20 protein-coding genes are annotated in these 23293 nt (G+C 55.0%); 9 read left to right on the top strand and 11 right to left on the bottom strand.

The features are described from left to right. Nucleotides 1-29: 29 nt before the first annotated feature. The gene (gene map / locus E3U32_RS04935; protein WP_134347860.1) at nt 30-809 is read right to left on the bottom strand and encodes a type I methionyl aminopeptidase; all 780 of its coding nucleotides are present in this window, start codon (nt 807-809) and stop codon (nt 30-32) included. Nucleotides 810-1012: 203 nt separating this feature from the next. Between map and E3U32_RS04930 the strand changes: the two genes are divergently transcribed. The 5 genes from E3U32_RS04930 to E3U32_RS04910 all read left to right on the top strand — a co-directional run bounded on the left by E3U32_RS04930 (nt 1013) and on the right by E3U32_RS04910 (nt 5471). Beyond that, nucleotides 1013-1408, top strand: coding sequence for a CidA/LrgA family protein (locus E3U32_RS04930; protein WP_014884558.1), 396 nt, complete (start codon nt 1013-1015; stop codon nt 1406-1408). After that, nucleotides 1405-2100: a CidB/LrgB family autolysis modulator gene (locus E3U32_RS04925; protein ID WP_024908161.1), complete on the top strand. Its 696-nt coding sequence runs from the start codon at nt 1405-1407 to the stop codon at nt 2098-2100. The genes E3U32_RS04930 and E3U32_RS04925 overlap by 4 nt, the downstream gene beginning before the upstream one ends. A gap of 129 nt (nt 2101-2229) precedes the next feature. After that, entirely contained in the window at nt 2230-3114 is an 885-nt protein-coding gene (gene cdd / locus E3U32_RS04920) for a cytidine deaminase (protein ID WP_134347859.1), read from the top strand. Nucleotides 3115-3241: 127 nt separating this feature from the next. Next, nucleotides 3242-3961: an outer membrane permeability protein SanA gene (gene sanA, locus E3U32_RS04915; RefSeq protein ID WP_014884561.1), complete on the top strand. Its 720-nt coding sequence runs from the start codon at nt 3242-3244 to the stop codon at nt 3959-3961. 121 nt (nt 3962-4082) lie between these two features. Next, on the top strand, nt 4083-5471 hold the full coding sequence (locus tag E3U32_RS04910) for a glutamine synthetase family protein (RefSeq protein WP_134348074.1): 1389 nt from the start codon (nt 4083-4085) through the stop codon (nt 5469-5471). Between the two features lie 50 nt (nt 5472-5521). Here the strand turns inward: E3U32_RS04910 and mglC are convergent, their stop codons facing one another. From mglC to E3U32_RS04875, 7 genes are all read right to left on the bottom strand, one after another. Continuing rightward, nucleotides 5522-6532 (bottom strand): galactose/methyl galactoside ABC transporter permease MglC, encoded by a 1011-nt coding sequence (gene mglC / locus E3U32_RS04905; protein ID WP_029740401.1) that lies wholly within the window; start codon nt 6530-6532, stop codon nt 5522-5524. Nucleotides 6533-6547: 15 nt separating this feature from the next. After that, on the bottom strand, nt 6548-8068 hold the full coding sequence (gene mglA / locus E3U32_RS04900) for a galactose/methyl galactoside ABC transporter ATP-binding protein MglA (protein WP_134347858.1): 1521 nt from the start codon (nt 8066-8068) through the stop codon (nt 6548-6550). Nucleotides 8069-8147: 79 nt separating this feature from the next. Further along, nucleotides 8148-9146, bottom strand: a complete 999-nt coding sequence (gene mglB, locus E3U32_RS04895) for a galactose/glucose ABC transporter substrate-binding protein MglB (protein ID WP_134347857.1) — start codon at nt 9144-9146, stop codon at nt 8148-8150. A 295-nt stretch (nt 9147-9441) separates the two neighbouring features. Further along, a complete protein-coding gene (gene galS / locus E3U32_RS04890) occupies nt 9442-10464 on the bottom strand; it encodes an HTH-type transcriptional regulator GalS (protein WP_134347856.1) in 1023 nt (340 codons plus the stop codon). Between the two features lie 155 nt (nt 10465-10619). Continuing rightward, complete coding sequence (yeiB, locus tag E3U32_RS04885; protein WP_134347855.1) at nt 10620-11777, bottom strand: DUF418 domain-containing protein YeiB; 1158 nt, start codon at nt 11775-11777, stop codon at nt 10620-10622. Nucleotides 11778-11795: 18 nt separating this feature from the next. Continuing rightward, entirely contained in the window at nt 11796-12464 is a 669-nt protein-coding gene (folE, locus tag E3U32_RS04880; RefSeq protein ID WP_008500927.1) for a GTP cyclohydrolase I FolE, read from the bottom strand. A gap of 102 nt (nt 12465-12566) precedes the next feature. Then, nucleotides 12567-13715, bottom strand: a complete 1149-nt coding sequence (locus E3U32_RS04875) for a YbfB/YjiJ family MFS transporter (RefSeq protein ID WP_134347854.1) — start codon at nt 13713-13715, stop codon at nt 12567-12569. A 138-nt stretch (nt 13716-13853) separates the two neighbouring features. Between E3U32_RS04875 and fghA the strand changes: the two genes are divergently transcribed. Both fghA and E3U32_RS04865 read left to right on the top strand, forming a co-directional pair. Then, on the top strand, nt 13854-14681 hold the full coding sequence (fghA, locus tag E3U32_RS04870; RefSeq protein ID WP_134347853.1) for an S-formylglutathione hydrolase: 828 nt from the start codon (nt 13854-13856) through the stop codon (nt 14679-14681). Between the two features lie 250 nt (nt 14682-14931). Further along, nucleotides 14932-16917, top strand: coding sequence for a ligand-gated channel protein (locus E3U32_RS04865; protein ID WP_134347852.1), 1986 nt, complete (start codon nt 14932-14934; stop codon nt 16915-16917). 57 nt (nt 16918-16974) lie between these two features. Here the strand turns inward: E3U32_RS04865 and E3U32_RS04860 are convergent, their stop codons facing one another. Continuing rightward, the gene (locus E3U32_RS04860; protein ID WP_134347851.1) at nt 16975-18441 is read right to left on the bottom strand and encodes an amino acid permease; all 1467 of its coding nucleotides are present in this window, start codon (nt 18439-18441) and stop codon (nt 16975-16977) included. Nucleotides 18442-18617: 176 nt separating this feature from the next. Further along, nucleotides 18618-19484, bottom strand: coding sequence for a DNA-binding transcriptional regulator YeiE (gene yieE, locus E3U32_RS04855; protein ID WP_134347850.1), 867 nt, complete (start codon nt 19482-19484; stop codon nt 18618-18620). Between the two features lie 97 nt (nt 19485-19581). Here yieE and E3U32_RS04850 point away from each other — a divergent pair, with 97 nt between their 5' ends. Together E3U32_RS04850 and nfo are read left to right on the top strand one after the other, a co-directional pair. After that, the gene (locus tag E3U32_RS04850; protein ID WP_134347849.1) at nt 19582-20628 is read left to right on the top strand and encodes a YeiH family protein; all 1047 of its coding nucleotides are present in this window, start codon (nt 19582-19584) and stop codon (nt 20626-20628) included. A gap of 64 nt (nt 20629-20692) precedes the next feature. Then, on the top strand, nt 20693-21550 hold the full coding sequence (gene nfo, locus E3U32_RS04845) for a deoxyribonuclease IV (protein ID WP_134347848.1): 858 nt from the start codon (nt 20693-20695) through the stop codon (nt 21548-21550). A 47-nt stretch (nt 21551-21597) separates the two neighbouring features. On the opposite strand, the gene fruA is transcribed toward nfo, so the two are convergent. Continuing rightward, complete coding sequence (fruA, locus tag E3U32_RS04840; protein ID WP_134347847.1) at nt 21598-23283, bottom strand: PTS fructose transporter subunit IIBC; 1686 nt, start codon at nt 23281-23283, stop codon at nt 21598-21600. Nucleotides 23284-23293: the final 10 nt, after the last annotated feature.

Here is a 23293-nt window from a genome sequence, read left to right as displayed (position 1 = left end):
GCTCTGCAGGTATGTGGAAAGCCCGGGCGTTATTCCGGGATCGTCTCTTCCGGACGCAGCGTCAACACCTCGAAGCCATCGGCCGTCACGGCAATAGTATGCTCCCACTGTGCGGACAGTTTTTTATCGCGGGTGACCACCGTCCAGCCATCTTTTTTGGTTTTGAGCCGGCTGTCGCCCTGATTCACCATCGGCTCAATGGTAAACACCATCCCTTCCTGCAGAACTGCCCCTTCACCCGGCTTACCGTAGTGCAGCACCTGCGGATCTTCGTGCATCTCTTTACCTACGCCGTGTCCGCAATATTCGCGCACCACGCTGTAACCGTTACCTTCGACGTGCGTCTGGATGGCGTGACCAATGTCCCCCAGCGTCGCGCCGGGCTTCACGACCTTGATCCCTTTCCACATGGCTTCATAGGTCTTTTTCACCAGTCGACGCGCCAGCGGTGATACCTCACCAATCAGGTACATTTTACTGGAGTCGGCAATCATGCCGTCTTTCTCAAGAGTGATATCCACATTCACAATTGAGCCCGATTTCAGGTGCTCGGACGCTTTGGGAATACCGTGGCATACCACCTCGTTAATAGAGGTATTCAGCACATAGGGGAAATCATACTGACCTTTGCTGGCCGGACGGGAATGGAGTTGATTCACAATAAAATCTTCAACCTGATTGTTAATCGCCATCGTCGTGACGCCGGGTGCGATAAAGCCGTCTAACATGGTAAAGACGGAGGCCAGCAGCTCCCCGGCATGCCGTTGCCGGGCAAGCTCATCGGCGGTTTTAATGATGATTGACGACATTGAGTATCTCCTGCGTCGTGATGCTTAATCACTTGATTCATAAATAAAACAAATACTGGCATTTAAACGGGAGGCTGTCCATTTGTGGAAATGCCGGACGTTCCATTCTGGAATGTCTGGTATGCTCAAAATTCATGATGTGATCCGTGGCACATTTCTAGGTTTAATTGTATGATGAATGCGTTTTAGCAAGGACTATCACCATGAGTAAATCATTGAACATTATCTGGCAATATCTGCGCGCATTCGTCCTGATTTACGCCTGTCTGTATGCCGGGATTTTCATCGCTTCGCTGCTGCCCATCACCATTCCCGGCAGCATTATCGGTATGCTGATCCTCTTTGTTTTGCTGGCATTGCAAATCCTGCCCGCAAAGTGGGTCAACCCCGGCTGCTTCGTCCTCATTCGCTATATGGCGCTGCTTTTCGTACCTATCGGCGTTGGAGTCATGCAGTATTTTGATCTGCTCAAAGCCCAGTTCGGCCCGATTGTGGTCTCCTGCGCGGTCAGTACGCTGGTGGTTTTCCTGGTGGTGAGCTGGAGTTCACATCTGGTGCATGGCGAACGTAACGTGATTGGGGAGAAAACAAAGAAATGATGGCCAATATCTGGTGGTCGCTGCCGTTAACCCTGGCGGTGTTCTTCGCCGCTCGCAAACTTGCTGCACGCTTCAAAATGCCCTTGCTGAACCCGCTTCTGGTGGCGATGGTGGTGATTATTCCGTTCCTGCTGCTCACCGGCATTCCTTATGAACGCTACTTTGCCGGCAGCAAAATTTTAAACGACCTGCTGCAGCCCGCCGTTGTCGCGCTGGCCTTTCCGCTTTATGAGCAGCTGCACCAGATCCGCGCTCGCTGGAAATCCATCATTACGATCTGTTTTGTGGGCAGCCTTGTGGCGATGATCACCGGGACGTCGGTGGCGCTATTGATGGGGGCCTCCCCGCAGATTGCGGCCTCTATCCTGCCTAAATCGGTGACCACGCCTATTGCGATGGCGGTTGGCGGCAGCCTCGGCGGTATTCCGGCCATCAGCGCGATGTGCGTTATTTTCGTCGGTATTCTCGGCGCGGTGTTTGGTCACACCCTGCTGAACGCGATGCGTATTCATACTAAGGCGGCACGGGGACTGTCGATGGGCACCGCCTCGCACGCGCTGGGCACCGCCCGCTGCGCGGAGCTGGATTATCAGGAAGGGGCGTTTAGCTCCCTGGCGCTGGTAATCTGCGGGATTATCACCTCCCTGCTGGCCCCGTTCATTTTCCCGCTGATTCTGGCGGTAATGGGCTAAAATTTGCGATGCGTCGCGCAAATTTCATTTTGATTTCATAAGTTGCATACATAATGAGAAGTGGATCACATATAAAGCCCTGACGGCTCCGTAAACTACCGATCCATTAACCTTTATGAGGCAAACGCCATGCACCCACGTTTTCAAGCTGCTTTCGCCCAGCTTGCAGAGAATTTGCAGTCAGCCCTGGCTCCCGTTCTGGCAGATGCACACTTCCCCGCCCTGCTGACGGCTGAGCAGGTCACGATGCTGAAACAGGCAACGGGACTGGACGAAGACGCGCTGGCTTTCGCACTGCTCCCCCTGGCCGCCGCCTGCGCGCGGGCCGATCTCTCCCACTTCAACGTTGGTGCCATCGCGCGTGGCGTCAGCGGCACCTGGTACTTCGGCGGCAATATGGAGTTCCTGGGCGCAACCATGCAGCAAACCGTTCACGCCGAGCAGAGCGCCATCAGTCACGCCTGGCTGCGCGGTGAAAAAGCGCTGAGCGCCATTACCGTGAACTACACCCCCTGCGGCCACTGCCGTCAGTTTATGAACGAGCTGAACAGCGGGCTGCAGCTGCGCATCAACCTGCCGGGTCGCGCGCCGCACACGCTGGCGGATTACCTGCCAGACGCGTTTGGCCCGAAAGATCTGGAGATCAAAACGCTGCTGATGGACGAGCAGGACCACGGTTTCGCCCTGTCCGGCGATGACCTGAGCCAGGCGGCCATTCGCGCTGCCAACAAGAGCCACACGCCGTACAGCAAGGCTCCGAGCGGCGTAGCGCTGCAGTGCCGCGATGGCCGTATCTTTAGCGGCAGCTATGCAGAAAACGCAGCGTTTAACCCAACGCTGCCGCCGCTGCAGGGCGCACTCAACCTGCTGAGCCTGAACGGCTATGACTATCCTGACATTCAGCGCGCCATTCTGGCAGAAATTGCCGATGCCCCGCTGATTCAGTGGGATGCAACCGCCGCGACGCTTAAAGCGCTGGGCTGCACGACGATTGACCGCGTACTGCTTGCGTAATCCTTCCGGCGGGCAGAAATGCCCGCCCGTTTGCTGAAAAACCCCTCAGTTGAGTCGCTGTTTCTTGCGCTAACCAGGCGGGTAAAGTAGCCTGAGTTAAATTTCACCTTCGGTACGAGCCATCTGCATGTTAAAGCGCGTTTTTTACAGCCTGTCTGTCCTGGTCGGCATACTGCTGTTGATCGTGCTGGGCCTCGATCGCTGGATGAGCTGGAAAACCGCCCCCTACATCTTTGATGACCTGCAGGACCTGCCTTATCGTCAGGTTGGCGTGGTGCTCGGCACCGCCAAGTATTACCGTACCGGCGTCATTAACCAGTATTACCGTTACCGCATTCAGGGCGCGCTGAACGCCTACAACAGCGGCAAGGTGAACTACCTGCTGTTAAGCGGGGATAACGCCCTGCAAAGCTACAACGAGCCGGTGACGATGCGTAAGGACTTGATTGCCGCGGGCGTGGACCCTGCCGATATCGTGCTCGACTATGCCGGGTTCCGCACTTTGGATTCCATCGTGCGCACGCGCAAAGTCTTCGACACCAATGACTTCATCATCATTACCCAGCGCTTCCACTGCGAGCGCGCGCTGTTTATCGCCCTGCATATGGGCATTCAGGCGCAGTGCTACGCGGTGCCGTCGCCAAAAGATATGCTGAGCGTCCGCGTCCGCGAGTTTGGTGCTCGTTTTGGCGCCCTTGCTGACCTCTATATCTTCAAACGCGAACCGCGCTTTTTAGGCCCGCTGGTGCCGATTCCGGCGATGCATGAAGTGCCTGAAGACGCCCAGGGTTACCCTGCCGTCACGCCAGAACAGCTGCTTGATATGCAGAAAAAAGAGAAAAAATAGGTTCGCCTTTATACTTTCTTTACGCCGGTCCTGACGCTTTTTATCCCCCCTTTACGCCGGCTCTTTTAAGCTGAGTTCACTGCCGCTACGGCTTCATTGAAGAATGACTATGAACTCGATAATGAATGCGTTTTTCCTGAAAAGTCTTCGCCCGTATTTTAACTTTCCCGGTTTATCACTCCCTGGCGCACTCAATTCTGGCCTCTGGCTTGATCAAAAAATTGACGCCCTACAGCACAACATTGCAGTGGAAGTGGCAGATTATCTGGAACGCTATCCACAGACGAAACACGTTGACGTTTACCTGAACGATATCAACGGCACGATGCGCGGCAAGCGCCTCTCGGTAGAGAGCATGCTGTCTCTGGAAAACGGCTGTTATTTTCCCCTTTCCGTCTACTCGATGGACCAGAAAGGCAAAATCGCCGCCCCGCTTCATGATGAACCCGACCGACTCTGCGTCCCCGTTGCCGGCTCCCTGCGCCCCTGTCCGCAGGATCCGCAGCACAACGCACAGATCCTGCTGACGATGAAAGACAGCGACAATAAACCCTGCCTGCTTGAGCCGCGCGCGATCCTGCAGAACGTCCTTGCCCGCTTCCACCAGCACGGCCTCTTCCCGGTCATTGCCCCGGAAATCGAATTTTATCTGACGGGACATGAACGCCAGGATGCGCAAAATCAGGGCTGTTTTCATATGGATACCACGACAGCCCACGCGGCGCTGTTTGACGAGCTGGAACAGCTGGCACACCTCCAGCGCATCCCGCTGACCGGGATCGTGGCGGAAGCCGAGTCCGGCCAGTACGAATTAAACCTGAAACATAGCCACCGCGTAGTTGAGGTCTGTGATAACGTGCTGGCGCTGCGCCGCCTGACCCGATACGTTGCCGAAAAGCACGGCCTGCAGGCCAACTTTATGGCCAAGCCTTTCAGTGAGCTTTCCGGCAGCGGTTTGCACTTCCATTTCAGCCTCAATGACAGCCGCGGTGAGAACGTCTTTGCCTCACCGGTGAACGCGCTTAACAGCATGATGCGTTTATGCATCGCGGGCCAGCTGGCGCTGATGCCCGCCTCCGTCGCCATTCTTGCGCCAGGCGTTAACGCGTTTCGTCGCTTGCGTAAAAACCTGACGGAACCCGTGTTTAACTCCTGGGGCTATAACACCCGCGCCGCCGCATTGCGTATTCCCTGCTCGGATGACAGCAACCGTCGTATCGAGTATCGGCTGGCCGGGGCTGATGCGAATCCGTATCTGGTGGCCGCAACCATCCTGACCGGCATGCTGTACGGGCTGGAAAATATCGACGTGGAGGAGTTACCTGAACCGCAGCAGGATCAACCCGAACTGCCGCTGTTTCAGCAGGAAGCGATTGAAACCTTTGCCCGCTGTCAGTATCTCACCGACAGCCTGGGTGAGGCCTTTTCCGCACAATGGGTCGCCTGCAAGCTCTCTGAACTCGACTGGTTTGAGCGCATTGTGACCCGAGAGGAGGCAAATCTTGCATAGGGCATAAAAAAAGCCCGCTCGTTGAGCGGGCCGGATAATGCGAGAGAATCTTACTTCTTACGCGCGTATTTCAGTGAATCCAGCGCGACCGCGAAGATAATGATGGCGCCTTTGATGATGTACTGCCAGTACGGGTTCACGCCGATGTAGGTCAACCCGTAGTTGATGACGGTGAAGATGATCACACCGGTCACGACGCCAAGTACGGTACCCACACCACCGCTGAAGGAAACACCGCCCACCACGCAGGCTGCGATCGCATCCAGCTCGTACATGAAGCCAAGGTTGTTCGTTGCAGAGCCGATACGGCCCGCTTCCAGCATCCCACCGAAAGCGTAGAACACACCGGACAAGGCATAGATGAAGAGCAGGTTCAGGGCAACGTTTACGCCGGAGACTTTCGCCGCTTCCGGGTTACCGCCGATAGCGAAGATGTTTTTACCAAAGCGCGTTTTGTTCCACAGGATCCAGACGAAGGCCACCGCAATCAGCGCATAGAAGGTGATATACGACAGGCGGAAGCTGCCCAGCGCGATAAACCCTTGCGTAAAGGTCGAGAAGCCGCTGTCAAAGCCAGAGATAGGAGAAGCACCGACAAAGTCGTAATACAGGGAGTTGATACCGTAAACGATGATCATCGTACCCAACGTGGTGATGAATGGCGTCACGTTCAGGTAAGCGATGATAATACCGTTGATCAGACCAATCACCGCGCCGATGGCGCAGACAATCAGGATCACCACGAAAATTGGCATGGTAGCCATTTCCGGGAAGACCTTGTTGGCGTTTTCCATCGACTGCAGCAGGGTTGCCGCGATAACCGCCGCCAGACCAACCTGTCGCCCCGCGGAGAGGTCCGTCCCCTGGGTCACGATCAGGCCCGCCACGCCCAGCGCAATGATAATACGCACGGAAGACTGGGTCAGAATGTTACTCAGGTTCAACAGGCTTAAGAACGTAGGGTCCTGGAAAATGATAATAGCCAGCAGTACTAAAAGAACAACGTAAATACCGCCTTCTTTCAGGTAAGTGAGAAAACTTTTCTTATTTAACGCACTCATGAGGAGCCCCTGATCTTAAAGGTGCAAAGACGCAAGACGCAAAATTTCGTTTTGCGTTGTCGTTTTGGTGTCAACAATACCGGCAACGAGACCATTGCTCATAACCAGAATACGATCTGTGATCCCTAACAATTCCGGCATTTCGGAAGAAATAATAATGATCCCTTTATTCTTTTTCGCCAGCTCGGCAATCAGCTGATAGATTTCAAACTTCGCGCCGACGTCAATACCGCGGGTCGGTTCATCCAGCATCAGAATTTCTGGCTGGGTTAATAACCAACGGCCGATAATGACTTTCTGCTGGTTACCGCCCGAAAGCGAACCAATCTGGGTGCGGTGTCCTGGCGTTTTCACGCGCATGGAGTCAATAACCCATTGGGTATCGCTCTTCATGCGGGAGTTATCCAGCAGACCAATTTTGTTTTTGTAATTGCGAATATTAGAAATTAACGAGTTAAAGTTAATATCCAGATAGGCATAAATACCGGTCGAACGACGCTCTTCCGTCACCAGCGCAAAACCATTATTAATGGCTTCGTTGGCGTTGTGGTTATTGATTTTCTTACCATGCAGCGTAATGGTGCCTTGAGCTTTCTCACGGATGCCAAACAGGGTTTCCACGATGTCGGTACGTTTTGCCCCCACCAGGCCGGCAATCCCCAGGATTTCACCCTTGTGCAGGTCGAAGGAGACGTCGCGGATAGACGGCTGGCGTAACGAGGTCAGGTTACGCACTTCCAGGATCACTTCACCCGGCTTGTTTTCTTTGTCCGGGAAGCGCTGGTTCAGGGAACGGCCGACCATCATGGCGATGATCTTGTCCATGTCCAGCCCTTCCAGCGGCTGCGTGGCAATCCACTGGCCGTCGCGCAGGATGGTTATCTCATCACACAGCTGGAAGATCTCTTCCATTTTGTGCGAGATATACACAATGCCGCAGCCGCGCTCTTTCAGCTTACGAATAATGGTAAAAAGGTGATTAACCTCTTTTTCCGTTAATGACGATGTGGGTTCGTCCATGATGACGATTTTCGCATCATAGGAGAACGCCTTAGCAATTTCGATCATCTGCATTTGGGATACGGATAATGTTCCCACGCGGGCGCGCGGGTCAATATCAATATCCAGCTCATCGAAAATCGCTTTGGTGTCGCGATACATTTTTTCCTGATCGACAAAAACACCTTTGGTTGGATAACGCCCCAACCACATGTTATCCATGACCGAACGCTGCAGTACCAGGTTTAATTCCTGGTGAACCATCGAGATACCGTTTTCCAGTGCTTCTTTCGCTGAATGGAAATCGATCTCTTTCCCCTGAAAAAGAATGCTGCCAGAATCTTTTTGATAGATCCCAAAAAGACATTTTAATAATGTTGATTTACCCGCACCGTTCTCACCCATCAACGCATGAATAGAGTGAGGACGAACTTTTAAATTAACATTATCGAGTGCCTTAACACCGGGAAATGACTTGTTGATACCGCTCATTTCCAACAGGTATTCACCGGATGACTGAGTAGTTGTGCTGACCATAATTATACCTTGTTGGCCTCGCATATCGCGTTATAAAAGGGCGCAACGAATTGCGCCCAGTGGAGACAGTACCGCTAACTTATTTACCGATAAACTCAGCCAGGTTGGACTGGTCTACGCCCACGTAAGGTACGCGAACGATTTTGTTTTCAATTTTCCAGCTGGTGCCATCTGCCGCGCCCTTGCCATCGGCCAGGTTTTTCGCCAGATCGAAGGTCGCTTTCGCCTGGTTGTTGGCATCGTTCAGCACGGTACCGGCCATCGCACCGGATTTAACCAGCGCCAGCGCTTCTGGCAGCGCATCCACACCAAATACCGGGATGGACGATTTATTGTGTGCTTTCAGCGCTTCTACCGCACCCATTGCCATCGCATCGTTGTTGGCAATAACCACTTCGATTTTGTTCGCGTTAGGGCCGGACAGCCACGCGTCCATCTTATCTTTTGCCTGAGCGGTATCCCACATTGCGGTATCTAACGCCAGCTGCTGGGTTTTCAGACCCTTGTCGTTCAGCTCTTTGATAACGTAAGTAGTACGCGCTTCAGCATCCGGGTGGCCAGGCTCGCCTTTCAGCAGAACGAACTGGATCTGACCATCTTTGTTCAGGTCCCAGTTCGGGTTCGCCGCCCAGTGTTTCGCGATCAGATCGCCCTGAATAATACCGGACTCTTTGGAGTCGGTACCCACGTAGAACGCTTTGTCATAGCTATCCAGCGCTTTACGGGAAGGTTCTTTGTTGAAGAAGACGATTGGCACATTCTGGCCGCGCGCTTTCTCAATAACCGTGCCTGCTGCAGCCGGGTCAACCAGGTTGATAGCCAGGGCTTTCACGCCTTTCGCCAGCAGAACGTCGATCTGGTCGTTCTGTTTGGACTGGTCATTCTGGGAGTCATTCATCAGCAGCTGAACGTCTGGCGCTGCTTTAGCATCTTTCTCAATTGCTTTACGCACAACAGACATGAAGTTGTCGTCGTATTTATAGATGGTCACACCAATACGGGTATCTGCAGCGTGCGCTGCTGCACCAAAAAGCATGCTTGCCATTACAGCAGACAGGGTCAACACCTTCTTATTCATGGTATCTCCGGTTTTTTTTATGCAGGGTAGTTCTTGTGAATAACGATCGGCGGGCAGGTGTTAATAAAACGTTACTGACAGCCGAAGTTCACTTATAAAATTTCTATCTTCCGTGTTCGGTAACGCTCCAGAAATGCGTTTTATTCGTTGTTTGCGGCACATTGGCTATAGTGAAAGTGAATAATCACTGTTACATAGCGTTTCAGCCCCTAAAACGCTGACATCATAGTCAGCGCCTTGTTAAGATACTGTGAATTTACTCACAGATTGAAAACGGTTACATCACCTCATGTAATCAGTTAGTGATCGGAACCACAATTTGCCGGGCCGCGACGGAGTGACGACGTACTAAAGTCGGCATGAAACAATGTGTTGCCCCCGGATCCAGCAGCCCTGCCGCCCCCTGTAACGCCAGCTCAGTCGCCAGTTTAGCCATAGAGGCAATGGGGTAACGCACCGTTGTCAGCTGCGGGTCGGTGTAACGGGCAATCGGAATATCGTCAAAGCCGATGAGTGATAAATGCTGTGGCACCGCAATGCCGTTATCTTTCAATGCCGTCAGGGCGCCAGCCGCCATGCTGTCGTTATAGGCAAACACCGCGGTAAGCTGCAGATTGCGGCCCAGCAGCTCCACCATGGCCGCCTCACCGCCCTGCATGTCCGGCGTGCCGGTCCCTGTCCAGCTGTCTGATGGCGTAATGCCGTGCTCTTTCAGGGCGTTTTGCCACCCCTCGCGCCGCAGTTCGTCATCTTCAATCTGATGGCTGGAGGCCAGATAACCAATCCGCTGATGCCCGTTGTTGATGAGCATTTTCGTGGCCATCATTGCGCCACTGACGTTATCCAGTCCGACGCAGCGGTGGGCGTAGCCCGGGACGATGCGGTTGATCAACACCATACCCGGGATCTGATCCATAAACCCGATTAACTCTTCGTCGCTCAGGGCTTTTGAGTGGACAATCAAAGCGTTACAGCGCTGGCGGATCAGCACTTCGATGGCATAGCGTTCTTTTTCCGCCTCATGATAGCTATTGCCGATCAGGACGTATTTCTGGTGCTGCTGGGCGACCACATCAACCGCTTTCACCAGCGCGCCGAAAAAGGCATCGGAGACATCCATCACCACCACGCCGATGGTGTCGCTGACCTGCGTCGCAAGCGCCTGGGCATTGGCATTTGGCCGGTACCCAAGCTGGGTCACGGCTTTCATTACTGTTTCACGGGTTTCAGGGCTGACCAGCGCGCTGTTGTTCAGCACGCGCGAAACGGTAGCCACAGAAACGCCCGCCTGACGGGCGACGTCACGAATGGTGATCATATTCACCATCCTTCAAAGGATTGCAGCAACTCACAGACACCCCCTGTGTTTAGCAAGGTGGCTATTTTGGCAGTGAGAGAAAGGGGACTACGTGAAGAAGCTCACACTCATGAAAACGCTTACATCCGTTTTGTTAATGATTGTGATCCAGATCGTTATCTGGATGTGTTTTTCAATGATACCCCTGAAGCATGTGCGGTTAACTGACGCCACACCCACTCCAGCGGCCCCTGGCGAAAATAACGTAGCCAGAGAACAGAAAACGCCAGGTTCACTACCCAGACCGGGATAACAAACGCCAGCAGCGCGAGGCGGTCGAATTTCATAAACAGACCAAAGCGATAGAAAAGCGTGGTGCATATCAGCGTTTGCAGGAGGTAATTGCTTAACGCCATGCGACCCACGCAGGCGATAGCGCTGACAATCCACAGGCGAGAAAGCGTTGGCCAGAAGCCATAGATCAGCGCTGCGTAGCCGATAGTCTGGAACGGTGCGCTCAGTTCGCGCGGCACCTGGAGCAGGAAAGCGCACCAGCGGTAATCCCAGTGGAGGTGCCACTGAGCAATCACCGCCGGGAGGTTAATCAACACGCCAAGCAGCACCAGGCCCGCGCCCGTGCGGCGATAGTGGCGCAGGCTGAATTCGCCTTTCAGCCAGCCGGTGCGCATCAGTGACGCGCCCATCAGCATCATTCCCGCCAGCTGCCAGCCGTATTGCGCGCCCAGCGCAAGGAGGTTATCTCCCAGCATATCCGCACGATTGCTTATCGCTTCCGTACCGCCTTTCAGCTTCCAGTATTGCTCGTACTGCAGGTTAGCGGCATCCGGGATCCAGGAACGGTTTGTCGCCTCACCAGAGATCATTCCTAACAGCAGCAGTACCCCAAGCCCCATGACATAAAGCATCACACCGGTGTTAAACAGGCTTTTTACGCTGCGCGCGTCGCGAATGAGGCGCCAGCAGATGAGCCCGACTAACCCATAAGCGAGAAGAATATCGCCGTCCCAGAAGAACAGGCCGTGGATAAACCCGAGGAGAACCAACAGCGTCAGGCGCGACTGTATCCAGCGCGTTCCGCGTTTGAGGAGGAGCTGCAGGCCTGCGCCAAACAGCAGGGCAAAGAGCGTGAGGAATTTGACCTGTGCGAAGAGATCGAGGACTGCCCACGTCCAGGCATCACTGCGTGTGATGTCGCCATACCACGCAGGATTGAGATAAGCCGCCTTCGGCAGACCGAAGGCGCTAATATTAAGCAGCAGGATACCGAGAATGGCGACGCCGCGAACAAAATCGAGCGTGACGTTTCGCTCCATGGTCCCTGCCCTGTCCGATTAGTTGTGGTGACGTACAGCGCGCAGGAACTCCTGGCGGGTATTCTGGCTCGATTTAAACAGACCACCCAGCGAGGTTGTTGTGGTCGCGCTGGTGGCATCACGCACGCCGCGCGCTTTCACGCAGTAGTGAACCGCGTCGATAGAGACAGCCACGTTATTGGTGCCCAGCAGCGTTTGCAGCGCGGTCAGGATCTGCTGCGTCAGACGCTCCTGCACCTGCGGACGCTGAGCAAAGAACTGCACGATGCGGTTGATCTTCGACAGGCCAATCACCGTATCTTTTGGGATATACGCCACGGTCGCTTTACCGTCAATGGTGACGAAATGGTGTTCGCAGGTGCTGGTCAGCGTGATATCGCGTACCGTGACCATCTCGTCCACCTTCATCTTATTTTCGATGACGGTGATTTTCGGGAAGTTGGCGTAATCCAGGCCGGAGAAAATTTCGTCGACGTACATTTTTGCGATACGGTGCGGCGTCTCCATCAGACTGTCGTCACTCAGATCGAGATTCAGCAGCTCCATGATATCGGTCATATGACCGGCAATCAGACGCTTGCGGGTTTCATTGTCCAGATCCTGAACGGGTGGACGCAGTGGCGTTTCAAGACCGCGCGCAACCAGGGCTTCGTGGACCAGGGCAGCTTCTTTACTGAGTGATGACATTTTGTTCTCCTGCAGGTGTGGCGTCTTTTGCCCTCGTTGTGGCAAAAGTATGCGCTCATTGTGCGTGAGGCCGCGCACATAATCCAGTATTCACGACGATAATTATTGCAATTGCTGTTGCCTTTCAGCGTGACGATTCCAGACCAGGCCCCCCCCGACGAACAGCGCAAGACCCGCGAGGCCCAGCGCAGGCTCCAGCCGGTGGGTAAGCCAGGTCGAAAACGCCGAGGTCACCGGCCCCACCAGTTGCCCAATCGCATACCCGGTGGTAAGCAGTCCCGCCATGTACCGCGTGTGGTTCGGTGCCAGCTCGCGACCGTATAAAAGCGAGAGCTGAACGGCGCAGAGGAACCCACCGCCAACCAGTAGCCCACCCGTCAGCAATCCGCCTATTCCCGGCAGCAGCCAGGCCGCCAGTACCCCAGCCCCCTGTAACCACAACACAATAGCCAGCCTGCGGTTAGCCGTTGAGGTGTGGCGCAACAGAATGCTGAGCGCAATCCCCACCACGGCGGCGATACCAAAAATAGGCCAGACAAACTGGGCAAACAGGCTGCCGGGAAAACGTACGGCCGCCATCTGCGATAAGAAGGTCGCCGGCAGAATATAACCAAACCCGGCCAGGCTGTAGCTCCAGACCAGACGCTTTAAATCCGCCGTCAGCACCAGCGGCTCCGGCGCGGTTCCTGGTCGATGGAGTTGACCGGCTCGCGGCAGGTAGCGCGCCACCAGCACAATCAGCACCAGCGCCAGCACGCCGTAGATTTGCCATGCCGCCCCGGCCGAAAGGGATTTCGCCTGGATATACACGGCGAGCAACCCGCTCAGGGCAATTCCCGCGCCCGGGCCGGCAAACACGGCAGCGCTCAGACCCGGTTTACCCAGTTGTCCCAGCCGCTCGTTAGTCCATGCGGCAATAAGCACCATTGACCAGCCGCTCATGCAGCCAATCACAAAGCGCAGCAGGCCGTGCACGATGGCGTTATCCGCCGCAGCGGAGAGCAGCGTCAGCGCCACCGCGCCAGTGATGCCAAGCCAGAGGCGCGTTTCAACAAAGCGGTGGGCGCGCATCGCATCCCATGCGCCCACCAGATAGCCCAGATAATTCATCGCCGCGACCAGACCCGCGCTGGTCAACGTAAGCTGCCCGGCAGCAATCATTAGCGGCACCTGAGGCGTAAAGGCAAAACGCCCGATTCCCATTGCCACCACCAGAACGACAAACCCACTGAGCGCAATACGCAGCGCCATGACGGCTCCAAATGTTAAAGAAAAGTAAATTTATGATGCAGCATCTCGCCGTCCGGCGAAAGTGAAAGTTACTCACAGGTCAATGAAAACGCTGTATTATGGATGTTATGAATGCGCATTCTCATTAAGGAGCCCTGCATGGAACTGCTCGAAGAGCACCGTTGTTTTGAAGGTCGACAGCAGCGCTGGCGGCACGACTCCACCGTTCTGAACTGTGCGATGACGTTCAGCATTTTCCTGCCCCCGACGGAAAACCCTCCGGTTCTGTTCTGGCTTTCAGGCCTGACCTGCAACGACGAAAACTTCACCACTAAAGCAGGTGCACAACGTATTGCCGCCGAGCTGGGCATTGCACTGGTGATGCCAGACACCAGCCCGCGTGGCGATGATGTGGCCGACGATGCAGGATACGATCTGGGTAAAGGTGCCGGTTTTTATCTGAATGCGACCGCGCAGCCCTGGGCGCGCCACTACCGTATGTATGATTACATTCGCGATGAACTTCCTGCCCTGGTGCAGTCTGAGTTTGCGGTAGGTAACCGCTGCGCGATTAGCGGCCACTCGATGGGCGGACACGGGGCGCTGATAATGGCACTGAAAAACCCGGGTAAATACACCAGCGTGTCGGCATTTGCGCCTATTGTGAACCCCTCTCAGGTACCGTGGGGGCAAAAAGCCTTTACCCATTATCTGGGTGAAGATGCGGAAAAATGGCTGGCGTGGGACAGCTGCGCGCTGATGCTGAACAGCAACGCTGAAGAGGTCATTCCCACTCTCATCGATCAGGGTGATGCGGATCAATTCCTCGCCGGACAGCTACAGCCTGCGGTGCTGGCAGAAGCTGCACGCCAGAAAGACTGGCCGCTGACGCTGCGCATTCAACCGGGATACGATCACAGCTATTACTTCATTGCGTCCTTTATTGAGGACCATCTCCGCTTCCATGCGGAGCATTTGTTCAGGTAAGTGCCCTTCTCGCCCGGTGACGCTCTGCTTACCGGGCAAGCTTCCCTATCTTATTTTTTTGAATGTGCATCATTAGTCTGAATCTAACATCAAACACAAATGATTTCGATTATCATTTGTGTTTACAAATCTACATTCTTTTGTACAATTCCAGGCTCTTCTCCATCACAAAGCGTTCTTACAAGACAAAGACATAGCGTTATCAGGGTTATCCCGATGGAGTTTTTTTCTTTTTATACGGAATGTACAAATGACTATACCTCGCGTTAAGGCACTGGCTATCGCCGTTGGCGTCGCCACACTTCCACCATTCGTTCATGCAGCCGATCAAGACACCGTTGTCGTCACCGCCACGGGTTTTGAACAAAAGATCCAGAATGCTCCCGCCTCCATCTCCGTCATTTCGAAACAGCAAATTGAAGACAAAGCCTATCGCGACGTCACCGATGCGCTGAAAGATGTGCCCGGCGTGGTCGTCACCGGCGGGGGCAGCAGCAGCGATATCAGTATTCGCGGCATGGCATCCCAGTACACCCTTTTCCTGGTCAACGGCAAGCGTGTCAGCACGCGCAGCACGCGCCCTAACAGCGACAACGCGGGTATTGAACAAGGCTGGCTACCGCCGCTGGAATCCATTGAGCGCATTGAAGTGATCCGCGGCCCTATGTCATCGCTGTATGGCTCAGACGCCATGGGCGGCGTGATTAACGTCATCACCAAAAAAGTGTCGAATACTAAAGCCTGGACCGGTTCCCTGCACGGGGATGGTACGTTCCAGGAAAACAGTGATTCCGGCGATATCTTCCAGACCAACGCTTATGCCTCTGGCCCTCTGATTGACGGCCTGCTTGGCGCAAAAGTGACGGGCCTGCTGTCACGCCGCTCGGAAGATAAAATCGTAAACGGTTATAACGAGCAGAAAATGCGTAACGGCGGCGTTACGCTGAACTTTACCCCGGACGAGCAAAATGATATCGACCTCGATTTTGCCCGTGAACTTCAGGACAGAAACAGTACGCCAGGCATGTCTAAAGCGGCTGAAACCTGCCGCGGTAATACCTGTAAGCCGAATACCAAAAGTGAGACACGCTACGAGCATACAACGTACTCATTAACCCACAGCGGCTATTACAGCGACTTCAATACCACCAGCTACATCCAGCAGGAAGAGACGAACAACCCGGATCGTGACATGCGCTCCTGGAACACTACGTTCAACAACCAAAACCAGATCTTCCTGGGCGATCACACCCTGACCCTCGGCGGGCAGTATCGTTATGAGAAACTGCGCGACAACGGCAACCAGCTGGAAGCCGCTGATGGGCTGAACAAACTGACGCGCTGGAGCTGGGCACTGTTTGCCGAAGATGAATGGGCAATGACCGACAGCTTTACGCTGACCGGCGGTCTGCGAATGGATAAAGACCAAAACTACGGTACCAACTGGACGCCACGCGGCTATGGCGTATGGCATCTGGCAGAACAGTGGACGCTGAAGGGCGGAGTCTCTGCTGGCTACCGTGCGCCGGACCTGCGCCAGTCTTCTGCCAGCTGGGGCCAGGCAACGGGCGGTGGACGCCTTGACGGTATCATCGTAGGGAACCCGGACCTGAAACCGGAGAAAAGCCTGAGTGAAGAGATCGCCCTGCTCTGGGACAACAGCGACAACCTTAATGCTGGAGTGACGCTGTTCAATACCGACTTCAAGGACAAAATCACTGAAGTGCGGCGCTGCAACAGCAGTGCGGATCCCGCCTGTACCATCGGCAATCATACCTATGATTTCGTCAGCGATCGCGTCAACGTCGACAAGGCTAACATGCGCGGCGTGGAATCCACCTTCGGCTGGAAAATCACGCGCGATCTTAACTGGACCGCTAACTACACCTACACCGAATCTGAACAAAAAAGTGGCCAATTCTCCGGTAAGCCGCTGAACAAAATGCCGAAGCACATGTTCAACACCACGCTGGACTGGCAGGCCACGCCGGATGTTGGATTCTGGAGCCGTCTGAATCTGCGCGGTAAAACCTCTGAATACCTGAGCCGCACGTCAATGTCTCAGGGCACGCCGTCTTATACCCAGGTTGATGTGGGCCTGCGCTATAACGCGAATAAGAACCTGCTGCTTACCGCCGGTGTTTATAACGTGCTTGATAAGCAGATTGATTACGAAACCTACGACACCGTACTCGACGGCCGCCGCTATACCGTCGGTATGACTTATAGTTTCTAAGCGACCATAAAAAAGCCCGCTCGAATGAGCGGGCTAAATAGAGAGGAAGTGCGGTTATTATTTAAATCGTTCCGGGAATTCCATTTCACTGTAGCGAACGAAGCGTGTTCCTTTGGTCAGTTTGTAACCCAACCAGATGACAAGGAACAGCGGAATACCAATATAGGTTGCCGTGACGGCGCCCCAGTCAATGGTGTCCGCCAGGAAGGCTTCATAGTTCTGTCCCAGCGTAATGATCAGGCACAGAATGAAGGCAAAAATAGGCCCCAGCGGGAAGAATCCTGAGCGATACGGCAGGTTGTTAAGATCGTGCCCCTGCATGACGTAGCCACGGCGGAAACGGTAGTGGCTAATGGCAATGCCCAGCCAGGCAATAAAGCCCGTCATCCCGGACGTGTTAAGCAGCCACAGGTATACCGTCTGGTTGCCAAACATAGAGGTCAGGAAACACATACCGGCAATCACCGTTGTCGCGTACAGCGCGTTACGCGGTACGCCGCCACGGGACAGTTTCGCGAAGATACGCGGTGCTTTACCGTCGCACGCCAGCGTGTAGAGCATGCGGGTGGACGCGTACATCCCGGAGTTACCGGCTGAAAGCACGGCGGTCAGGATCACGGCGTTCATCACTGCCGCGGCAGAAAGCAGACCGGCGTGCTGGAAGACCAGCGTGAACGGGCTGACGCTAATGTCTTTTACGTCATTACGCAGCAGGCTTGGATCGGTGTACGGAATGATCAGACTGATAATCAGGATTGCGAACACATAGAACAGCAGGATACGCCAGAAGACCTGACGGACCGCACGCGGAATATTTTTCTCCGGGTTCTCTGACTCACCGGCGGCGATACCAATCAGCTCGGTCCCCTGGAAGGAGAAGCCGACAATCATTGCCACGCCAATCATCGCCGAAAAGCCACCGGCAAACGGCGCATCGCCTATTGTCCAGTTACTCCAGCCCACAGGTTCAGCGCCTTTGAAAATACCAACGATCATCGCCACACCGACGACGATAAAGATGATGACGGTTGCCACTTTGATCAAAGAGAACCAGTATTCCGCTTCGCCGAAACCGCGCACGGAGATGTAGTTCAGCAGGAAGATGACGGCCAGGAACAGCGCGCTCCAGATCCAGCCCGGCGTATCCGGGAACCACCAGTTCATCACCAGCTGTGCGGCGACAAGGTCAACGGCGATGGTCACCGCCCAGTTGTACCAGTAGTTCCAGCCCAGCGCGAAGCCGAAGCCTTCTTCAACGTATTTTTGACCGTATGTCGAAAACGAACCGGATACCGGCATGTACGCGGCCAGTTCGCCCAGGCTGGTCATCAGGAAATACACCATCAGGCCAATCAGGATATAAGAGAAAAGTGCCCCACCCGGGCCTGCTGCCGAAATTGTTGCACCAGAGGCAACGAAAAGACCTGTACCGATTGAACCGCCAATGGCGATCATCGTCAGGTGACGCGCCTTAAGTTCACGACGTAGCGTGGGCGCTTCTGTGGTTTTAATTTCTGAAACCATGTGAAAATGCTGTCCATTTAATAAATGAGGCGCGATTGTAGCAGACGATCCGCGTTCCTTCCGGCAGAAATACTCAGTTATAAGAGAGCTTCATGACTCGGCCAAGATTATAAGTAAAGCAGAAATCGGGGCTTTCCCCTCTCCCATTTGAGGAGAGGGTCAGGGTGAGGAGAAGATTACATCTCGCAATAGCGCAGAAAACGCTGTAGCGAGCTGGAAAGGTGTTTCTGACGATGGTGAATACACCACAGCGTGCGTACCAGTTTCGGGAGCGGAACGGAAATTTCCACCAGCGAGCCCGTCTCAAGCTGTTCCGCAATGACCCGCCGGGAAAGACAGCTGATGCCCAGCCCGTGGCGCACCGCATGCTTGATGGCCTCCGAGTTACCCAGCTCCATCCCCAGCTGGAATTGCGGCAGATGGGAAAGCAGCAGGTAATCGACAATTTCCCGCGTACCGGAGCCCTGCTCACGCAGGATCCACTGCGCCTGCGCGAGGCGTTCCAGCGTCACTTCCCCCTGCAGTAAAGACGAGGCCGGGGAAGCAAACACCACCAGTTCATCCTCCAGCCAGGGCTCGGCAATGATATCGACGTTATGGCAGGGTCCTTCGATGAGGCCGATATCCACGCGAAAATCGATCACCGCGTTGATGACGTCCTGGCTGTTCCCCACGCTCATCTCCAGCGGCAGGGTCGGGAAATCCCGGCGGTAGCGGGCAATCACTTCCGGCAGGATGTAATTCCCGATCGTGCTGCTGGCGTAGACGCGGATCGCACCGTTTTCTTCACGGAACAGCTGTTCGATTTCGATAGCCTGTTCCAGCAATGCCAGCGCGCGCGGGTAGAGCAGACGGCCATGTTCGTTGACCACCAGACGCTTCCCTACCCTGTCGAAAAGCTGAACGCCCAGCTGCCCTTCGAGATCGGTCAACGCCGCGCTGACCGCAGATTGAGAGAGCGCCAGCATCTGCGAGGCTTGTGTTGTCGATCCGCTTTTCAGCACTTCGGCAAAGACCTCCAGCTGACGCAATGTAATGTGCATGGTTGCTTACCACTTATATAGATTGATTATAAGTATATAATCAATTTTATTTTTAAGCCAGAGCGCCGTAACCTTTAGCCAGACAAAGGAGAAGGTTATGTCAGAACTCACCTTACAGCATCATCGTACATTGTGGCACTTCGTGCCGGGTCTTGCGCTCAGCGCAGCGGTTACCGGCGTGGCACTATGGGGCGGAAGTATTCCGGCCATCGCGGGAGCAGGTTTTAGCGCGTTAACCCTGGCAATATTGCTCGGTATGGTCGTGGGCAATACCGTTTACCCGCATATCTGGAAATCCTGCGACGGCGGCGTGATCTTTGCCAAACAGCATCTGCTGCGTCTCGGGATCATTCTTTACGGCTTTCGTCTCACCTTTTCGCAGATTGCGGATGTGGGCGTGAGCGGGATCGCCATCGACGTCCTGACCCTGACCAGCACCTTTTTACTGGCCTGTTTTATCGGTCAGAAAGTCTTTGGCCTGGATAAGCAAACCAGCTGGCTGATCGGTGCCGGGAGCAGTATCTGCGGGGCCGCGGCGGTGCTGGCAACGGAACCCGTCGTTAAAGCCGAAGCCAGCAAGGTGACGGTGGCGGTGGCGACGGTGGTGATCTTCGGTACGCTGGCGATCTTCCTCTACCCGGCGATGTATCCTCTGGTTGCTCACTGGTTTAGCCCGGAAACGTACGGCATTTATATCGGTTCGACGATGCACGAAGTGGCCCAGGTGGTCGCTGCAGGGCACGCCATTAACCCGGAAGCTGAAAACGCGGCGGTGATTGCCAAAATGCTGCGCGTAATGATGCTCGCGCCATTCCTGATTTTCCTGGCCGCGCGGGTTAAACAGCTGGCTCCGGCGGGCGGTAGCGAGAAAAGCAAAATAACCATTCCGTGGTTTGCGATCCTGTTTATCGTGGTGGCGATTTTCAACTCCTTCCACCTGCTGCCGAAAGCCGTTGTCGATATGCTGGTGACGCTGGATACGGTGCTGCTGGCAATGGCCATGGCGGCGCTGGGGGTGACCACGCACGTCAGCGCGCTGAAAAAAGCCGGTGCGAAACCGCTGCTGATGGCGCTGGTGCTCTTCATCTGGCTGATTGTCGGCGGCGGCGCGATTAACCTCGTGGTCCATAGCCTGATGGCATAAACCACTACATCCTTCTCCTGTTAACCCGCTATCATAGGCATTTCGGGTTAACAGGAGTCCCTTTATGAAATATGTTGGAGCGCACGTTAGCGCTGCAGGTGGCCTTGCGAATGCCGCCATTCGCGCCGCCGAAATTGAGGCGACCGCTTTCGCCCTGTTCACCAAAAATCAGCGCCAGTGGCGCGCCGCGCCGCTTACCGCTGACGTAATTGATGATTTCAAAGCCGCCTGTGAGAAATACCGCTACGGGCCCGGCCAGATCCTCCCCCACGACAGCTACCTGATTAACCTCGGGCATCCGGTTCAGGAAGCGCTGGATAAGTCCCGCGAGGCGTTTCTGGATGAAGTACAGCGCTGCGAACAGCTGGGGCTGACGCTGCTGAACTTCCATCCGGGTAGCCATCTGATGCAAATCGATGAAGATGCCTGCCTGGCGCGCATTGCCGAGTCCATCAACATCACTCTGGATAAAACCCAGGGCGTGACGGCGGTGATTGAGAACACCGCCGGTCAGGGCAGCAACCTCGGCTTTAAGTTCGAACATCTGGCGGCCATTATTGACGGTGTGGAAGATAAATCCCGCGTGGGCGTGTGCATTGATACCTGCCACGCGTTTGCGGCCGGTTATGACCTGCGCACGACCGAGGCAACGAAAAACACGTTCGAGGAGTTCGAGCGGATTGTTGGCTTTAAGTACCTGCGCGGAATGCACCTAAACGATGCGAAAAGCGCCTTTGGCAGCCGCGTTGACCGTCACCACAGCCTGGGCGAAGGCAACATCGGCCATGATGCGTTTCGCTTTATTATGCAGGATGCCCGCTTCGACGGTATTCCAATGGTGCTCGAAACCATCAATCCGGATATCTGGGCAGAAGAAATCGCCTGGCTCAAAGCGCAGCAAACCGCTGAACAGGCGGCATAAAAAAAGCCGGGCTGCTTACGCACCCGGCTTTTTTATTACGTTAACGCTTAGGCCACTTTCGCAACCACTTCTGCTTCAGGGCGCTTCAGCACCGCATAAGACAGACCCGCCACCAGCGTACCCGCGATAATCGCCAGCAGGTAACCCAGCACCGGAGTGATTGCGCCAGGGATCAGCAGAACAAACAGACCGCCGTGTGGTGCCATCAATTTTGCACCAATCGCCATCGAGATAGCCCCGGTAACCGCGCCGCCAACGATACAACATGGCAGGACACGCATTGGGTCACGGGCCGCGAACGGAATCGCGCCTTCGGTGATGAAGCACAGACCCAGCACCAGCGCGGCTTTACCGCCTTCCTGCTGCGCTTTATCGAACTTACGACGGGCAATAATCGTTGCCAGACCGAGCGCCAGAGGAGGCACCATACCTGCCGCCATGATGGCCGCCATCGGCGCGTAGGTCTGGGTACTCAGCAGACCAACGCCAAAGGCGTACGCCGCTTTGTTCACCGGACCACCCATGTCGGTACACATCATGCCACCGAGGATAGCACCCAGCAGAACCGCGTTCGCGGTGCCCATGGTTTGCAGCCAGTGGGTCAGACCCGCCAGGATGCCCGCAACAGGTTTACCAATCAGGTAAATCATCGCCAGGCCGACCACCAGGCTGGAAATCAGCGGGATGATCAGAATCGGCTTCAGCGCTTCCATACTTTGCGGCAGCTTCAGCTTCGAACTAATAAGCTTCGCAACGTAACCGGCCAGGAAGCCGGCGATGATACCGCCGATAAAGCCGGAACCGGTGCTCACGGCCAACATACCGCCAATAAGACCCGGTGTCAGGCCAGGACGGTCAGCGATGGAGAAGGCAATAAAGCCAGCCAGCACAGGCACCATCAGCGCGAACGCGGATCCACCGCCAATCTGCATTAACGCAGCGGCCAGCGTCCCTTGTTCTTTAAACGCGGTAATACCAAATGCGAACGAGAGGGCAATACACAGACCACCCGCAACCACCATTGGCAGCATGTAAGACACGCCGGTCAGCAGATGGCGGTAGGCGCCTGCAGACTCTTTCTTTCCTTCCGTTGCGGTTTGACGCGCTCCGGTTGCCTGATACGGTTTCGCTTCCACCAGCGCTTTATCAAACTCCTGAGCGGTTTTTTTCAGCGCCAGGCCGGTAGAGGTACGGTACATTGGCTTACCGGCAAATTTCGCCAGATCCACTTCGATATCCGCCGCCACGATCACCAGATCGGCCTCAGCCACTTCTTCAGGGGTGATAGCGTTGCCGGCACCAACGGAGCCGCGTGTTTCAACTTTTACCCACCAGCCGCGTTTTTTCGCTTCGGTTTCAATGGCTTCAGCCGCCATAAAGGTGTGAGCCACGCCCGTCGGGCAGGCCGTCACCGCCACAATGCGTTTCGGCCCTGTGGCCGCAGCCGGCGCCGTCGCGACAGGCGCGCTGTAGACTGACGCGTGACCTTTCGCTTCGCTCAGGAACAGTTCAGGGTGTGCCACTGCACGATTGATATCGCCCAGCCACACTTTTTTGCCGTTCAGCGCACTGTCAGCCGGGATTTTATCGCCCAGTACAATGGCCAGTTCTGCATCGCCTGGATTATCGATGATATCCAGATGTGCTTTTTGTGCCGCCGCGCCCAGCAAGGTCTTCGCCATATAGGCGCGAGCCTGTCCGAGACCGGAGTCAATGATCAGCAGCGTTTTCATTATTCCTCTC

The sequence above is a fragment of the Lelliottia nimipressuralis genome, assembly GCF_004402045.1.
GTDB lineage: Bacteria > Pseudomonadota > Gammaproteobacteria > Enterobacterales > Enterobacteriaceae > Enterobacter > Enterobacter chinensis.
This window is presented reverse-complemented; position numbering and strand designations above follow the sequence as displayed.

Bases quoted from the DNA above. Each gene is read 5' to 3' on its own strand.
- map (WP_134347860.1), bottom strand. From the start codon at position 809: ATGTCGTCAATCATCATTAAAACCGCCGATGAGCTTGCCCGGCAACGG.
- E3U32_RS04930 (WP_014884558.1), top strand. From the start codon at position 1,013: ATGAGTAAATCATTGAACATTATCTGGCAATATCTGCGCGCATTCGTC.
- E3U32_RS04925 (WP_024908161.1), top strand. From the start codon at position 1,405: ATGATGGCCAATATCTGGTGGTCGCTGCCGTTAACCCTGGCGGTGTTC.
- cdd (WP_134347859.1), top strand. From the start codon at position 2,230: ATGCACCCACGTTTTCAAGCTGCTTTCGCCCAGCTTGCAGAGAATTTG.
- sanA (WP_014884561.1), top strand. From the start codon at position 3,242: ATGTTAAAGCGCGTTTTTTACAGCCTGTCTGTCCTGGTCGGCATACTG.
- E3U32_RS04910 (WP_134348074.1), top strand. From the start codon at position 4,083: ATGAATGCGTTTTTCCTGAAAAGTCTTCGCCCGTATTTTAACTTTCCC.
- mglC (WP_029740401.1), bottom strand. From the start codon at position 6,532: ATGAGTGCGTTAAATAAGAAAAGTTTTCTCACTTACCTGAAAGAAGGC.
- mglA (WP_134347858.1), bottom strand. From the start codon at position 8,068: ATGGTCAGCACAACTACTCAGTCATCCGGTGAATACCTGTTGGAAATG.
- mglB (WP_134347857.1), bottom strand. From the start codon at position 9,146: ATGAATAAGAAGGTGTTGACCCTGTCTGCTGTAATGGCAAGCATGCTT.
- galS (WP_134347856.1), bottom strand. From the start codon at position 10,464: ATGATCACCATTCGTGACGTCGCCCGTCAGGCGGGCGTTTCTGTGGCT.
- yeiB (WP_134347855.1), bottom strand. From the start codon at position 11,777: ATGGAGCGAAACGTCACGCTCGATTTTGTTCGCGGCGTCGCCATTCTC.
- folE (WP_008500927.1), bottom strand. From the start codon at position 12,464: ATGTCATCACTCAGTAAAGAAGCTGCCCTGGTCCACGAAGCCCTGGTT.
- E3U32_RS04875 (WP_134347854.1), bottom strand. From the start codon at position 13,715: ATGGCGCTGCGTATTGCGCTCAGTGGGTTTGTCGTTCTGGTGGTGGCA.
- fghA (WP_134347853.1), top strand. From the start codon at position 13,854: ATGGAACTGCTCGAAGAGCACCGTTGTTTTGAAGGTCGACAGCAGCGC.
- E3U32_RS04865 (WP_134347852.1), top strand. From the start codon at position 14,932: ATGACTATACCTCGCGTTAAGGCACTGGCTATCGCCGTTGGCGTCGCC.
- E3U32_RS04860 (WP_134347851.1), bottom strand. From the start codon at position 18,441: ATGGTTTCAGAAATTAAAACCACAGAAGCGCCCACGCTACGTCGTGAA.
- yieE (WP_134347850.1), bottom strand. From the start codon at position 19,484: ATGCACATTACATTGCGTCAGCTGGAGGTCTTTGCCGAAGTGCTGAAA.
- E3U32_RS04850 (WP_134347849.1), top strand. From the start codon at position 19,582: ATGTCAGAACTCACCTTACAGCATCATCGTACATTGTGGCACTTCGTG.
- nfo (WP_134347848.1), top strand. From the start codon at position 20,693: ATGAAATATGTTGGAGCGCACGTTAGCGCTGCAGGTGGCCTTGCGAAT.
- fruA (WP_134347847.1), bottom strand. From the start codon at position 23,283: ATGAAAACGCTGCTGATCATTGACTCCGGTCTCGGACAGGCTCGCGCC.